Raw genomic sequence first — 14,972 nt, 5'->3', positions numbered from 1 at the left:
TAAATGGATGCATCTTTTTTTCATTATTTTATAGAGCCTTATCCAATGCGAATTGCTCATGAAGGGCAGCTACCGCTTTCTCCATGTCAGGTTCCGGAATCACAACGGATACTTTAATTTCCGATGTACTAACCATCTTCACGGGAACGTCTGCGTGACGCAAAATATCGAACATATTCGCCGCAACACCTGGGTTAGACACCATTCCACTGCCCACAATCGAAACTTTCGCCAATCCAACTTCAAAATCTGCACGACGGTATCCGAGGGATTCTTTATTGGATTCTAGCACGTTGATCGCTTCGGCGAAATCTTCTTTTTTGATAGAAAATGACACAGAGGGTTGTGCATCCTCCCGAATCGTCTGGACAATGATATCGACGTTCACATGCTGTTGCGCAAGTGCCGTGAATATATTGGCGAGCGAACCATTGTGCGGAATGTCGTACATGACTGTAATCCGAACGATATCCCGCTCAAAAGCAATACCCCGTACAATTAAATTGTTTTCCAAATCAATTTCCTCCTTGATGATGGTTCCTTCTCCGTCCATATGCGCCGGTCTAACTCGTAGAGGCATTTGATGATTCTTAGCAAACTCAACTGCTCTCGGGTGGAGTACTCCAGCACCTAGATTAGCAATTTCAAGCATTTCATCGTATGATATCTCTTCCAACTTTCTAGCATTTCCAATCAACCTTGGATCCGTTGTAAACACGCCTTCAACATCCGTATAAATATCGCAAACTGCGGCTTCCAGCGCAATCGCAACTGCAACAGCACTTGTATCAGAACCCCCACGACCAAGCGTTGTCAACTCACCGCTATCATCAACACCCTGAAAGCCTGTAATCACCGTCACAGCTCCCGCTTCAAGGGCAGATACAATTCTATCCGCATGCACTTGCTCAATGCGCGCATTACCATGAACAGACTCTGTCGTGACACCTGCCTGCCAACCTGTATAAGATCGCGCCTCTACTCCTTCTGCGGCAATTGCCATTGCTAGAAGGGATGCCGTCACCTGTTCACCTGTTGCCAGCAACATATCTAGCTCACGGCGACCTGGTGTCGGATTTATTTCCCGGGCAAGTGTCAGCAGTTCATCCGTTGTTTTCCCCATTGCTGAGACGATTACAGCTACTTGCTTCCCTCGATTGACTTCACCAATTACTAGTTGTGCAGCGCGTGCAATTCTCTCCGGATTTGCGACTGAAGTGCCTCCGAATTTCATTACGATACGTTCCATTATCCATTCCTCCGTCTTTCCCCTGAACGCAAAAACGGCCCTCAATAAATTTGAGAGCCGGGTCCGATTGGAGCCATCACTAAAAAGATGCTCCGTACGGATAGCTCTCCAGGCAGTTGATACCTGACAGATTCCCACTTCTTCAATGGAAATCCAGCAAAACAATCGTGACAGTCGATTTGTCCGCTTCGGCGAGTACCCCTTTCGATTCCCTTCTCTAGGCTGTCGCCTTCTGGAAATGTACTATTAGCATCCGCGCCTCTATCCTCACTACATATTCAATTGTAAGTGAAAAAATTCAGTGCATTCACTCTATCACATTATTCTTTTTGTTGCAATACCTCATCACGAAAATACTTTTCTACCGCCTCAGCGACAGCCCCGGGCAGACCTGCTTGCTGCATGGCTTCCGCAGTCGCCTCCCGAATCTTTTTCACCGAACCAAAATGTTTTAACAACTGCTGCTTCCTTTTTGGTCCAACCCCCGGTAATCCATCGAGCGCGGACGTTAATGAATTCGTTTCACGACGTTGCCGGTGGAATGTAATGGCAAATCGGTGCACTTCATCCTGTATCCGTTGTAATAAATAAAAGGCTTCACTTGTTCTTTTTAACGGAATCATGTCAATTGGATTGCCGTATAATAATTGCGCAGTCTGGTGCTTGTCATCTTTCGCGAGTCCAGCAATCGGAATGGATAAGCCAAGCTCATCCTCAATAATTTCCCGCGCTGCCTCCATATGCCCTTTCCCACCGTCAATGACGATTAGATCAGGTAACGGCAAATCATCCGTCAACACGCGGCTATAACGCCTTCTGACAACCTCACGCATTGCACCGTAGTCATCATGTGCAGCAGCCGTTTTCGTCACATATTTCCGATAATCTTTGCGATTCGGTTTACCATCGATGAACGATACCATTGCGGAGACAGGGTCAGAACCGTACGTATGAGAGTTATCGAACGCCTCAATACGGAGCGGTATCGCGATATTCATCGCATGACCAAGTTCTTCACACGCACCAATCGTTCGTTGTTCCTGCCGTTCGATTAGCTGGAACTTATCCCCCAATGACATTTCCGCATTTTTAATCGCAAGGTCGACAAGCGATTTCTTTTTCCCACGTTGCGGAATAAACACATTGACATTTAGCAATTGACGCACTAATTCGCTGTCAATCCCTTCCGGTAAAAGGATTTCCTTCGGCAGTAGATGTTCAGATTTTCCGTAAAACTGACCGATGAAAGTTAACAGTTCGTCCTCAGGGGCTTGGTAAAGCGGAAACAACGATACATCCCGTTCAATTAATTTCCCTTGCCGAACAAAAAATACTTGGACACACATCCACCCTTTGTCGACTGAGTAGCCAAAAATATCCCGATCCGTAAAATCATTCATCGTCATGGCCTGTTTCTCCATAACCGCTTCAATATTGGCAATCTGGTCACGATACTCTTTTGCCCGCTCAAACTCGAGATTTTCTGCCGCGGAAGACATTTTCTCGGTCAATTCTTTTTTGACACTTTTATAGCCACCATTAAGGAAACGACTAATGTCATCCACCATTTCTTTATAAATTTCCTGATCGATTTCATTAATACATGGCGCTAAACACTGACCGATATGATAGTAAAGACAAACACGGTCCGGCATCGTCTGGCATTTCCGATACGGATAGAGTCGGTCTAGTAACTTTTTCGTCTCCCCCGCTGCGTAGGCATTCGGGTATGGACCAAAGTATTTCCCTTTGTCCTTCTTCACTTTCCGTGTGATGACTAATTTCGGGTTGCGCTCAGCCGTAATTTTCAAATAGGGGTAGGTCTTATCATCTTTTAACATAATATTGTATTTCGGGTCGTACTGTTTGATGAGATTTAATTCAAGAACAAGCGCCTCAATGTTGGAGGAAGTGACCATATACTCAAAATCCTCAATCTCACTTACGAGTCGTTGCGTTTTCCCATCATGGCTGCCCGTAAAATAACTACGTACCCTATTTTTCAATACTTTCGCTTTACCAACATAAATGACTGTTCCTTGCCTATCTTTCATAAAATAACAGCCAGGCAACTCTGGTAAAATCGCTAGTTTTTGCTCTATCAACTCATTCATATCCGTCACCTACCAAAAAAACCGGGTACCAATGAAGGGACCCGGTTATTCTATTCATTTACGCGTGTTTTTCGATCAATTCAGCAAGAGCATCTTTCGGTTTGAAACCGACCACTTTATCAACCATTTCGCCATCTTTAAAAAGGATAAGCGTTGGGATAGACATAACACCATAGTCACTTGCAGTTCCTTGGTTGTCGTCAACGTCAACTTTAACAATTGTCGCTTTCCCATCGATGTCGCCATCTAATTCTTCAAGAACTGGCGCGATCATTTTACATGGTCCACACCAAGGTGCCCAAAAGTCTACAAGGACGAGTCCTTCTTTAATATTTTCAGCAAAGTTCTGATCAGTCGCATTAATAATTGCCATGGTAAAATTTCCTCCTTTAATAACTATGTTCGTAGTATATCACGCGGTGATAGCGCGGGCTAAATATATGCTTTATCTTATGCAACAAATGCCAGATGCTGTCACAATTCGAAGACCATGAATCGTGAACGCAACTGGCACCGAAAAATCACTTCATTTTTTTAATCTCTTCAATCATCAACGGAATAACATCAAACAAGTCGCCAACAATTCCATAATCCGCAACTTTGAAAATATTCGCTTCCGGATCTTTGTTGATCGCAACGATTACTTTCGAGTTAGACATTCCCGCCATATGCTGAATGGCACCTGAGATACCCGCAGCGATATACAAGTCTGGTGTCACTACTTTACCTGTTTGACCGATTTGTAATGAATAATCACAGTAGTCCGCGTCACATGCGCCACGGGATGCCCCAATTGCCCCACCCAGAAGCGTTGCTAGTTCTTGTAAAGGCTCAAATCCTTCTGCACTTTTCACACCACGACCACCAGCGACAACAACTTTCGCCTCAGAAAGGTCAACACCCTCCGTTGATTTCCGAACCACTTCAGCAATCACTGAACGAAGGCTAGTAATCTCTGCGGAAACAGCTGACACATCGCCTGTACGGCTCGCATCTTGTTCAAGCGGCGTAATATTGTTCGGACGAACTGTAATGAACAGTAGTCCTTCTTTATTTTTCACTTTTTCAAATGCTTTACCAGAATAGATCGGGCGAATGAACACAGCATCATCGCCTTCACCTTCGATAGCTGTCACATCTGAAATTAAACCAGACGCCAATTTACTCGCGATTTTCGGTGACAAGTCTTTCCCTAGTGCTGTATGACCAAACACAACAGCTCCCGGTTTCTCTTGCTCGTAAACAGCCATAAACGCCTGACCGAATGCATCAGATGTATATTGTTTTAAATGTGGATGTTCCACAGTGATAACACGGTCAGCACCGTAATGGATCATTTCTTCCGCAAGTGATTGAACAGCGTCGCCAAGCAATACGCCAACTACTTCTCCGCCGCCCGAAATCTTTTTCGCTGCCGCGATTACTTCGAATGACACATTACGCAATGCCCCTTCTCGCACTTCCCCAAGTACTACTACTTTGTTAGACATGTATAGACCCCCTTAAATTACTTTCGCTTCAGAATTTAATAGATTCACAAGTTCTTTTACTTGATCAGCGATATCGCCCTCAAGAACCCGTCCCGCTGCTTTTTGCGGTGGAAGATACACTTCAATCGTTTCTGTTTTCGCTGCTACATCATCTTCATCCAAATCGAGATCATCCAGCTCAAGCTTATCTAGCGGCTTTTTCTTCGCTTTCATGATACCCGGAAGTGATGGGTAGCGTGGTTCGTTAAGACCCTGCTGCGCAGTTACCAGAAGCGGTAGCGCTGTTACAATCGTTTCAGAATCACCTTCAACATCACGAACGATTTTCACAGTTGTGCCGTTGATGTCTAGACTCGTAATAGTAGTTACATAGTTGATGTCAAGAAGTTCAGCCACACGTGGTCCAATTTGTCCTGACCCGCCGTCAATGGCTACGTTTCCAGCAAGGATTAAATCTGCTTTTTTATCTTTCAAATATTCGGCGATAATTTTAGCAGCTGTAAATTCATCCATCTCATCAAGATCATCTTCAGTATTAATAAGGACTGCTTTATCTGCCCCCATTGCTAGTGCAGTACGTAATTGTTTCTCCGCATCCTCGTCACCGATTGTAATGACCGTTACTTCACCCTCATGTGCATCGCGCACTTGAATGGCTTCTTCAATCGCATATTCGTCATATGGGTTAATGATAAACTCCGCACCATCATCGGCAATTTTACCATTGGTAATCGCAATTTTTTCCTCTGTATCAAATGTCCGTTTTACTAATACATAAATATTCATCTTACATACCCCCTCAACTTTTGATTATTTTCCCGTGAACACAGGTTGGCGTTTTTCAAGGAATGCTTGGATTCCTTCTTTCGCATCTTCCGAGACGAAAACTTCTCCGAACGCATCGGATTCTGCTTTGACGCCTTCGTAATAGGAAGCTGGTTTTGTATATTGCAACATCTCCAGTGCAGCTTTTACTGCAACAGGGCTTTTCTTCGCAATTTTTTTCGCAAGCTCCATCGTTTTAGACAGCAACTCTTCATCTGCATACGCATGGTTTGCAAGTCCAAGACGAACTGCCTCTTCCCCACTGATTGGCTCACTTGTCAACAACATCTCCGCCGCTTTAGGCATACCGACATAGCGCGGTAGACGTTGTGTCCCTGCAAATCCAGGGATGAGACCTAACTGCAATTCTGGCAATCCTAGTTTTGCTTGTTTTGTAACGATGCGTATATGACAGCCCATCGCTAGTTCAAGTCCTCCACCAAGTGCCGCGCCGTGAATAGCAGCAATGACCGGCTTAGTAAAGCGTTCTAAGCGTTCAAATACTTGTTGTCCACTTGCAGCTAATTCCGAAAATTCTTCCCCTGATGTAATCGATGTAAATTCTTTAATATCTGCACCTGCCGAGAAAAACTTCCCTTCCCCGTGAAGAACAATTACTCTTACTGAATCATCGTTTTCCACTTTGTCAAGGAGTGCATTCACTTCCAGTATGAGTCCACGTGAAAGTGCATTCGCGGGCGGCCTATTAATCGTTGCAACTGCTACACTATCTTTAATGACTACTTGTAGTGACTCCATTTCATCCCCACTTTCTATCCATTTCGCCTTTGTTACATGTCAAATCAATTACGCCTTGGCGTAATTGCGTCCAGATTTTTTCGAGCACGCTCGAAAAGCTCCTTTGAAAATCTGTGACATCCGCCGGAGGCTTAACTTGAATCAGCAAGGAGTTTGGACTCCCCTGATTTGAAATGCAATACAACATCCATCCCACTGCTTTTAGAAGTGGGGAGTTCTGCTGAATCAAGTTAAGCTTTCATTCCATTCATGATGAGTCTATGTACCTCGGATGATAGTTTCAATAAATCATATTTTTGATCGTTCATCACCCATGAAGTGATTGTTTCATCAATCGTTCCAAACACCATTTGCCTTGCAAGTCGGATATCAAGATCAGCATCGAGCACACCACCATCAATTCCTTCTTTCAAGATAGCGTCTAGAAGTACTAAGTATTCCTTCAATACTTCATTAATGCGAATCCGTAACTCTTTGTTCGATTGTCTAAGCTCAAGTTGTGTGACGATTGCAAGTTGACGGTCTTCATGGAGTACACGGAAATGATTGTCAATCATCCTAAATAGCTTCTCCGATGTATCAATGTCTTTTTTCAATATAGCCTCGACATTCTCGACGAAAATCGCCATTTTTTCTCTGAAGACAGATATAAGAATATCCTCTTTATTTTTAAAATAAAGATAGATTGTCCCGTCCGCAACGCCAGCTTCTTTCGCAATCTTTGACACTTGCGCTTGATGAAATCCGTTTTCAGCGATGACAATCACTGCCGCATCCACGATTTGCTTATACTTCGGCTTATCCCGTTTCACTACTAATCACCACCAAAAAGAAAATATGAATGACGATTCATTCATATTTTCATATTATTATTTATTTTCAGTTGTGTCAAGCATTATCCTCTAATGCTGTCTGTAGTTCCTGCTCGGCTTTCTTCTTGTCTTCCTCCACAAGTGTCCGTCGTAAAATTTTTCCGACAGCCGTTTTTGGCAATTCACTGCGGAATTCATACTTGCGTGGAACTTTGAACGATGCCAAATTCTTACGACAATACGCATCAAGCTGTTCTTCCGTTACTGAAGCGCCTTCTTTCAACACGATATAGGCTTTGACCGTTTCTCCTCGGTATGGATCCGGAATACCTGCAACTACACATTCCTGAATAGCGTCATGTTCATACAGGATTTCCTCGATTTCGCGCGGATAAATATTAAAACCACTCGCAATAATCATATCTTTTTTACGATCAACAACGTAGAAATAACCTTTCTCATCCATATAGCCAAGGTCACCTGTTAAAAACCAGCCGTCTCGGAATGTCCGATTTGTCTCCTCCGGCTTATTCCAGTAGCCTTTCATCACTTGTGGACCTTTGACTGCAATCTCGCCAATTTCACCCACCTCAAGTGCCTCTGATGACTCGATTCCGAGAATACAAGCATTCGTATCTGGCCATGGTACACCAACGGAGCCTTTTATCCGTTCTGTTGCCCAGACAAAATTAGCATGTGTCACAGGTGATGTTTCGGTCAAGCCATAACCTTCCACTAACTTCCCACCCGTAATCCTCTCAAATTCATCCTGTACTTCGACCGGCAATGCCGCGGAACCACTAATACATGCCTTTATGGATGATAAATTATATTTCGCAAGATCTGGATGGTTCAATAATCCGATGTAAATGGTAGGCGCACCCGGAAATAGCGTCGGTTTCTGTTTATCAATCGTTTTCAAAGCAGCTTCAAAATCAAATTTCGGTATGAGCACCATTTTGTTTCCTAGCATAACCGAAAGAACTAACACAGTTGTCATGCCATAGACATGGAAAAATGGCAGAATACCTAATACCGTTTCTTCGCCTTCTTTACATTTATATAGCCATTCATTACACATTTTAACGTTAGCATTCAAGTTGGCATGCGTAAGTATGACACCTTTTGGCGGTCCCGTTGTCCCTCCGGTATATTGCAGTAAGGCGATATCTTCATCGTAATTAAAATCATAGTGAACAGGGCTCGGTTTTGCGATTTTCATAATTTCAGTAAACAAATGATTCATCCCGCGATGCTCCACATTCACTGTCAGTCCATATTCTCTTTTCTGAATGAATGGATAGATAAGATTTTTCGGAAATGGCAAGTAGTCTTTAATGCCTGTAATAATGACATGCTCCAATTCCGTATCTTTGACGACTTTTGAAATTCGAGGAAATAGAATATCGAGAGAAATGATCGCCTTTGAACCAGAATCCACGAGTTGATAAGCCAATTCACGTTCCGTGTAGAGAGGATTTGTTTGGACAACAATAGCTCCGATATACAGGATGCCGTAATAGGCGATTGCACTTTGCGGACAGTTAGGCAACATAATCGCCACTCGATCTCCTTTTTCAATTCCAATCGATTTCAAGTAGTTTGCGAACTTCAAAGCAGATTCATAAAATTCCTTATACGAAATCTCTTTCCCAAGAAAATGTATCGCAGTTTTTTCGGGATACTTTTTGCAAGACCTTGTGAGGAATTCTTGAATGGGAATCCGTTCATAATCAAGCGTCTTTGCGATTTCAGCAGGATACAAATCTAACCATGGTTTCGCCGTCATGTAAAAACCCCCTTCTCCTACTCTATTCAACAACTTCGAATATTCCTATATTTAATTATAGAGCTAAATGAATCCGCTTACAATGAGAATTTTACTTAAGGATAGAAAAAACGCCTTGACCGACATACTCGGTCAAGGCATATTAAAGAATAACCAACTCGGTGTACCAAAATTCATCCAATAAATACCGACCGCAATAAAAATAACGCATACAGCCAGTAACACTTTTGCTAATTTCTCCATTAATAACGACTCCTATGAAATACTTGCCCCAATAACAAATGACAACCCTACTGAAATTATCAAGGATATAAAGCCTACGGAACGGTTGTCCGCTTCAATTTCCTTATCAATTTTGAATTTAGGTGTTAGGAATTCAAACAACAGATAAGCAAAGATAAGTAGTGTAAATCCAAATAATCCCCACCCAATCATTTCTGGCAACGAATTATGCCTTTCGATGGAGTAGCGGAAAATATTACAGACACCAAAAATCTTTCCGCCCGTTGCAAACGCAACTGACAGATTCCCTTTTCGAATTTCTTCCCAATTCTTATATTTCGTAACGAGCTCAAAAAGCACCATTGAAACAATAAGACAAAGGACAACAACACTGAAATAGCCTGCCGTTTCTACTAATGGATTACTCCAAAATCCAGTTTTCGTCATAGTGTTAAGCTCCTTTTACGTTCGATCATTCCTACCTATACGGTTAAAGACGGAAAAGGTTTCAAAAAGGAGCGAACTTTTTTAAAATATTTAAAATGAAGATTCCTATAAAATCCCCTTAGTGCTAGTGAATACCTCCCGCGATAAGCCTAATAGAAAACCATTATTAGCCTTATCGCTTCGGCTATCTGAATAGATATTCATACACAACCGTACAAGATTTCATTTTACTTCAATTCCACAACAGTGACACCATATCCACCCTCGCCCGCTTCACCAAATCGGAAGCTTTTTACGCGGGAATGATTTTTCAAGAATTTTTGGATGCCTTGTCTTAATGCGCCTGTCCCTTTACCGTGAATAATCGACACTTGGTGATAATTCGATAACAGTGCATCATCCAAATATTTTTCCGTCCGGAAGATTGCATCTTCATAACGCTCACCTCGTAGATCCAGCTCTAGTTTAACGTATGAATCCCTACCTCTTACAGAAGTCGATACGACAGTTGGTTTCTCTTTTTCCGGCTTGACATATTCCAAGCCAGACTGGTCCAGCTTCATCTTCAAAATACCGATTTGAACGACCCATTCCTGACCCGATACTTTTTCAATTAGTGTTCCTTTTTGACCATAGCTCAGTACCTTCACTTCATCACCAACTTGCAGTGGCCTTGGTGCCGCCTTCGCTTTGATCACTTTTTTCGCTTCAACCGGTGCTGCACCTTCCAAACGTTTACGTGCTTCAATCAATTCATGCTCTTTAACATTCGCTCCGACATTTAATCGCATCGCACGCAAATCTGAAATAACAGCCTCTGATTCACGTTTCGCATCTTCAACGATTTTTTTAGCTTTTTCTTTCGCTTTGGTTTCCAAACGCTCTTTCATACTGTCAAAATCAGCTAAACGTTCTTCCAACTCAAGTTTCAATCGCTCTGTCTCTAACAACACTTCATGCGTCTGTTCCGCATCTTTTTCAGATTGAACTCGACTCGTTTCAAGCGACACGATCATAGAATCGACTTCACCACGATCTGTCCCCGTGAATGTTTTCGCACGTTCAATGATTCGTTCCTGTAATCCAAGCCGCTTTGAAATTTCAAACGCATTACTGCGACCTGGCACGCCAATTAGCAGGCGATAGGTCGGGCTCAAAGTTTCAATATCAAATTCGACACTTGCGTTGGCAACTCCAGGACGATTATAGCCATACGCTTTTAGTTCCGGATAATGGGTCGTTGCCATCACGCGTGCACCATGCCCATGTACTTCATCCAAAATAGAAATAGCTAATGCTGCTCCTTCTTGTGGATCTGTACCCGAACCAAGCTCATCAAAGATGATTAATGAACGATCATCGTATTTTTTAATGATGTCGACGATATTCACCATATGTGACGAGAAGGTACTCAAGCTTTGCTCGATAGATTGCTCGTCCCCAATATCGGCATAGACCGAATCGAATACAGCAATTTCCGAACCATCTAATGCGGGAATCGGTAACCCTGCTTGTGCCATTAATGTGCATAAGCCGACCGTTTTCAATGTTACCGTTTTACCACCTGTGTTTGGTCCCGTAATTACAATTGTCGTAATGTCTTTCCCGAATTCAATTGTATTGGCTACGGCAGTTTCAATCGGCAACAACGGATGTCGCGCCTTCGCAAGACGAATATAGCCATCGTTGTTCACTTCAGGCTTCGTACACTTATGCGCCATACCAAATTTCGCTTTCGCTAGGATGATATCGATTTCCGCCAGGACGGCAACAAGCGTGAAAAGATCATGGGCGATTTCCTGCACTTTAGCAGACAGCTCAAGTAAAATTTTTTCAATTTCCTCTTGCTCCTGCATTTTCAAACGTCTAATTTCATTATTTGCTTGAACAACTGCGTCTGGTTCAATGAACAACGTCTGTCCAGATGATGACATATCATGGATGACACCACCATAATGCGAGCGATACTCTGATTTTACAGGAATCACAAAGCGGTCATTTCGAATCGTAACAATCGAATCAGACAACATTTTAGCCGCATTACGACCACGGGTAAAGCTTTCCAACTTTTCACGGACGCGCCCTTCTTGCAGGCGTAACCCTTGACGAATGGAACGGAGCGAACCTGACGCGCTATCGACAACATGTCCATTGTCATCAATGCACGCATTAATTTCATGTTCCAAGCCAGTCAAGATTGGGATTAGCTCTTTTTTAGCCACGAAATGCGGAATCTCAATATCTTCATCGGCTACAATCGCCTCGATGAATTGACGTAAAACCCGACTTGCACGGATGGTATTGGCAATCTCCATCAATTCGTGGGCACTGAGCATACCCCCCATCTGTGCGCGCTTGGCGTGAGGGCGAATATCACTAATTCCCCCCATCGGCACATTGCCGCGAACACGGAGAATGGACAATCCTTCATCCATTTCTTCAAGTAATCGAACCACTTCGTTAAAATCGCTAACAGGTACTAATTTCTCCATATAAGAACGACCGGCATATGATGTGCAATGTGTAGCCACAATATCCCGAATTTTATCGAACTCAAGTGTTTTTAAGACACGGTTTTCCAATGCCTTACACTTCCTTTCATTTCCGGACAATGTCACGGAGGAATTTATCAAGCGGCCATGTATTCACGACCGTTTCTTTTTTTAACCAAGCTTTCTGTCCATAATTCACGCCAATCTCCATATACTTCAATTGATCAATTGCATGCGCATCTGTGTTGATAGCGATTGGCACGCCTGCTTCCTGCGCCATGACCAAATAATCCGTCGCAAGATCCAGCCGGTAAGGATTCGCATTTAATTCTAACACTTTACCATATTCCTTCGCCCACTGAATGAGTTGTGGAATGTCTGGGTTATAACCTTCACGCTGTCCGATAATACGCCCTGTTGGGTGCGCAATCATATCGACATGCGGATTTTTCATTGCTGTATGAAGTCGTTCCATAATTTGTTCTTGCGTTTGGCTAAAACTTGAATGGATAGATGCAATAACAAAATCTAACTCACTCAACAATTCATCATCAAAATCGAGCGTTGCGTCGGGTAAGATATCCATTTCCGTTCCGCAAAAAATTTCAATGTCTTTATATTCATCATTTAACGCACGAATTTCTGCAATTTGTTCACGCACGCGTTCTGGCGTTAAACCATTCGCGACTTTCAAGTATTCCGTATGGTCCGTGATAACCATATAGGAGTAGCCTTTCGCACGACAAGCCTCCACCATTTCTCGGATTGAATAACCGCCGTCCGACCATGTCGTATGCATATGCAAGTCTGAACGAATATCCTCCACCGCAATCAACCCAGCAAGCTCGTCGATACGTTCGATTTCACTGCCATTTCTCCGAAGCGCAGGGGGAATGAAAGGTAAATCGAAGTGGGCGAAAAATTGGGCTTCCGACTCAAATGTCGTGACAGACCCATCCTCATTCTCCACACCATATTCGCTAATCTTCATGCCTCTTGATTTTGCCAACTGACGCATGCGTACGTTGTGATCCTTTGAACCCGTAAAATGGTGGATGGCAGACGCAAATTGTTCTTCCTTCACAAAACGGAAATCCGCATCGATTTGCTCTTCCAAATCAAGCGTGACAGATAATTTAGCATCACCCGCCGCGATTGTAGCAACAAGCGGCAAGGAGGCAAGCAACTTCTCCCGTACAGTGCCAGGCTCGTCCGTCACAATGATGAAGTCCACATCACTGCTTTCCTCTTCTGTTCGACGGAAACTACCCGCGACAGAAAAACGCGTAATTTCAGGAATTGCTTGTAACTCCTGCTCCACGAATGAGACAACCTTCTCCACTTGCCAAATCGGAAATTTACCTTGTCGCGTGCCTAACAATTCAATTTCAGCCAAAATATTGTCTTCAGTCTTCTTACCAAAACCGGGTACCTTACTAACTTCCGCTGCGATACATGCAGCGCGTAGCGTTTCGACCGAATCAATGCCCAGCGCTTCACGCAACTTGGCGATTTTCTTGCCACCAAGTCCAGGAATTTTCAATAAAGGAACCAATCCTTTTGGCACCGTCTCCTCTAGCTCCTTCAATAGATCAGACTCGCCTTTTTCAAGCAAATCCGAAATCACTGCACCTGTTCCTTTACCAATCCCTTTTAATGTTAGGATATCGTCCATTTCGGCTAAACTACGCGGATCGAGTTCTAGCACATTGGCAGCTTTTCGGAATGCAGAAATTTTAAACTGGTTTTCCCCAAGTAGTTCCATATATAAAGCGATTTTTTCAAATGTACGAATGATTGTTTTCTTATTCAACAAAAGCCCTCCCATTATGAAAAGTGTAAGCGCCCGTTCAGGGTCAACAAAGCTCATCACTAGTATATCGTAAGAAATTTTTACCTTCCTGTCTCTAGAAAAAAGCTTCCCTCCGGCAAGGGGGAAGCTGTCATTTTGTGTAAATGAACCACCAATTCTTCACCATCTCGGAAAACAACGGTGTGTGTTCAAACATCGTCTTAGCAAGCATGGATTTACCCAACAGTTCTTGAACGAAATCGATAGGGACCATGACCAACAGGTAGAGTACAAGGAAAATGAGAATGTAAAACTCTACAAATCCGAACAATGCTCCGGCAAATCGTGCAAGGAAACCTAAGACGGGTAGGTATTTCAAAAAATCGAACATAGATGCAATTAACTGCAATCCAAATTTGACAATGAGAAAAATAAGGACAAAGGCCAATAAATGATAAAATGTTTCGTCCAAATCGAGTTCCTCAAGCGACATCGACAACTTAGAACCAGCCGTCACACCCGGGTATGGAATCCACAGGACAAACTTCTCTGCGAGTTGTTTATAATACGTATAAGCGACAAAAAGTGCTGCGATAAATCCCGTCATATGTATAATTTGTAAGATAAGTCCTCGTCTAAAACCTGTGACAAGTCCAGCAAATAGGAGAAATAATATTAGTAAATCAAGCATGTAAGACCGTCAACCCTTCAACTTATTCAATTCTTGTTCTATTTGTTCTACCCGCTCTTTTAATTTAAGATAATCATGTACACTATTAACAGCAGTGAGCACAGCGATTTTCGAACTGTCGAGATATCGATTACGGGCACTGATCTCCCTCATCCTGTCATCAACCATCGAGGCGACCAAGCGCACATGACTGCTAGTTTCCGTACCGACAATTGTATAAGTCTGTCCGTAAATATCAACGGTTATGCGTGTCTTCTGTTCGTCTGTCAATGACTCGACCCCCTACAATC

The 14,972-nt window shown here is 43.1% G+C and carries 13 protein-coding genes and 1 riboswitch; all 13 genes read right to left on the bottom strand.

Going from position 1 to position 14,972, the window contains the following annotated elements; genetic code table 11:
• Window positions 1-28 precede the first annotated feature (28 nt).
• The 13 genes from ACIQ0H_RS11310 to zapA all read right to left on the bottom strand — a co-directional run bounded on the left by ACIQ0H_RS11310 (window position 29) and on the right by zapA (window position 14,952).
• Window positions 29-1,249: an aspartate kinase gene (locus tag ACIQ0H_RS11310; protein WP_403414411.1), complete on the bottom strand. Its 1,221-nt coding sequence runs from the start codon at window positions 1,247-1,249 to the stop codon at window positions 29-31.
• A gap of 93 nt (window positions 1,250-1,342) precedes the next feature.
• Window positions 1,343-1,521, bottom strand: a riboswitch (Lysine riboswitch).
• A gap of 48 nt (window positions 1,522-1,569) precedes the next feature.
• Entirely contained in the window at window positions 1,570-3,363 is a 1,794-nt protein-coding gene (gene uvrC, locus ACIQ0H_RS11305) for an excinuclease ABC subunit UvrC (protein WP_403414408.1), read from the bottom strand.
• A gap of 58 nt (window positions 3,364-3,421) precedes the next feature.
• Window positions 3,422-3,736, bottom strand: coding sequence for a thioredoxin (trxA, locus tag ACIQ0H_RS11300; RefSeq protein WP_403414405.1), 315 nt, complete (start codon window positions 3,734-3,736; stop codon window positions 3,422-3,424).
• Between the two features lie 148 nt (window positions 3,737-3,884).
• Complete coding sequence (locus ACIQ0H_RS11295) at window positions 3,885-4,853, bottom strand: electron transfer flavoprotein subunit alpha/FixB family protein (RefSeq protein WP_403414402.1); 969 nt, start codon at window positions 4,851-4,853, stop codon at window positions 3,885-3,887.
• A 12-nt stretch (window positions 4,854-4,865) separates the two neighbouring features.
• Window positions 4,866-5,639 carry an electron transfer flavoprotein subunit beta/FixA family protein gene (locus tag ACIQ0H_RS11290; RefSeq protein WP_403414400.1) on the bottom strand — a complete coding sequence of 258 codons (774 nt, stop codon included), beginning with the start codon at window positions 5,637-5,639 and terminating at the stop codon, window positions 4,866-4,868.
• Window positions 5,640-5,663: 24 nt separating this feature from the next.
• Window positions 5,664-6,437, bottom strand: coding sequence for an enoyl-CoA hydratase (locus ACIQ0H_RS11285; protein ID WP_403414397.1), 774 nt, complete (start codon window positions 6,435-6,437; stop codon window positions 5,664-5,666).
• Between the two features lie 230 nt (window positions 6,438-6,667).
• Window positions 6,668-7,249 carry a fatty acid metabolism transcriptional regulator FadR gene (locus ACIQ0H_RS11280; RefSeq protein ID WP_403414394.1) on the bottom strand — a complete coding sequence of 194 codons (582 nt, stop codon included), beginning with the start codon at window positions 7,247-7,249 and terminating at the stop codon, window positions 6,668-6,670.
• A 76-nt stretch (window positions 7,250-7,325) separates the two neighbouring features.
• Window positions 7,326-9,038 (bottom strand): AMP-binding protein, encoded by a 1,713-nt coding sequence (locus ACIQ0H_RS11275; RefSeq protein WP_403414391.1) that lies wholly within the window; start codon window positions 9,036-9,038, stop codon window positions 7,326-7,328.
• 255 nt (window positions 9,039-9,293) lie between these two features.
• Complete coding sequence (locus ACIQ0H_RS11270) at window positions 9,294-9,707, bottom strand: DUF350 domain-containing protein (RefSeq protein WP_403414388.1); 414 nt, start codon at window positions 9,705-9,707, stop codon at window positions 9,294-9,296.
• A gap of 227 nt (window positions 9,708-9,934) precedes the next feature.
• The gene (locus tag ACIQ0H_RS11265) at window positions 9,935-12,289 is read right to left on the bottom strand and encodes an endonuclease MutS2 (protein ID WP_403414385.1); all 2,355 of its coding nucleotides are present in this window, start codon (window positions 12,287-12,289) and stop codon (window positions 9,935-9,937) included.
• A gap of 16 nt (window positions 12,290-12,305) precedes the next feature.
• Window positions 12,306-14,012 (bottom strand): DNA polymerase/3'-5' exonuclease PolX, encoded by a 1,707-nt coding sequence (gene polX, locus ACIQ0H_RS11260; protein ID WP_403414382.1) that lies wholly within the window; start codon window positions 14,010-14,012, stop codon window positions 12,306-12,308.
• A gap of 130 nt (window positions 14,013-14,142) precedes the next feature.
• A complete protein-coding gene (locus tag ACIQ0H_RS11255) occupies window positions 14,143-14,682 on the bottom strand; it encodes a CvpA family protein (protein WP_403414379.1) in 540 nt (179 codons plus the stop codon).
• A gap of 9 nt (window positions 14,683-14,691) precedes the next feature.
• Window positions 14,692-14,952, bottom strand: coding sequence for a cell division protein ZapA (zapA, locus tag ACIQ0H_RS11250; RefSeq protein ID WP_403414376.1), 261 nt, complete (start codon window positions 14,950-14,952; stop codon window positions 14,692-14,694).
• Between the last annotated feature and the right edge of the window lie 20 nt (window positions 14,953-14,972).

It is taken from the genome of Sporosarcina sp. NPDC096371 (genome assembly GCF_044762865.1).
Classification (GTDB): domain Bacteria; phylum Bacillota; class Bacilli; order Bacillales_A; family Planococcaceae; genus Sporosarcina.
The sequence above is the reverse complement of the archived record's forward strand: the minus strand, read 5'-3'. Positions and strand labels throughout refer to the sequence as shown.

Bases quoted from the DNA above. Each gene is read 5' to 3' on its own strand.
- ACIQ0H_RS11290 (WP_403414400.1), bottom strand. From the start codon at position 5,639: ATGAATATTTATGTATTAGTAAAACGGACATTTGATACAGAGGAAAAA.
- uvrC (WP_403414408.1), bottom strand. From the start codon at position 3,363: ATGAATGAGTTGATAGAGCAAAAACTAGCGATTTTACCAGAGTTGCCT.
- trxA (WP_403414405.1), bottom strand. From the start codon at position 3,736: ATGGCAATTATTAATGCGACTGATCAGAACTTTGCTGAAAATATTAAA.
- ACIQ0H_RS11270 (WP_403414388.1), bottom strand. From the start codon at position 9,707: ATGACGAAAACTGGATTTTGGAGTAATCCATTAGTAGAAACGGCAGGC.
- ACIQ0H_RS11255 (WP_403414379.1), bottom strand. From the start codon at position 14,682: ATGCTTGATTTACTAATATTATTTCTCCTATTTGCTGGACTTGTCACA.
- ACIQ0H_RS11275 (WP_403414391.1), bottom strand. From the start codon at position 9,038: ATGACGGCGAAACCATGGTTAGATTTGTATCCTGCTGAAATCGCAAAG.
- ACIQ0H_RS11310 (WP_403414411.1), bottom strand. From the start codon at position 1,249: ATGGAACGTATCGTAATGAAATTCGGAGGCACTTCAGTCGCAAATCCG.
- ACIQ0H_RS11285 (WP_403414397.1), bottom strand. From the start codon at position 6,437: ATGGAGTCACTACAAGTAGTCATTAAAGATAGTGTAGCAGTTGCAACG.
- ACIQ0H_RS11295 (WP_403414402.1), bottom strand. From the start codon at position 4,853: ATGTCTAACAAAGTAGTAGTACTTGGGGAAGTGCGAGAAGGGGCATTG.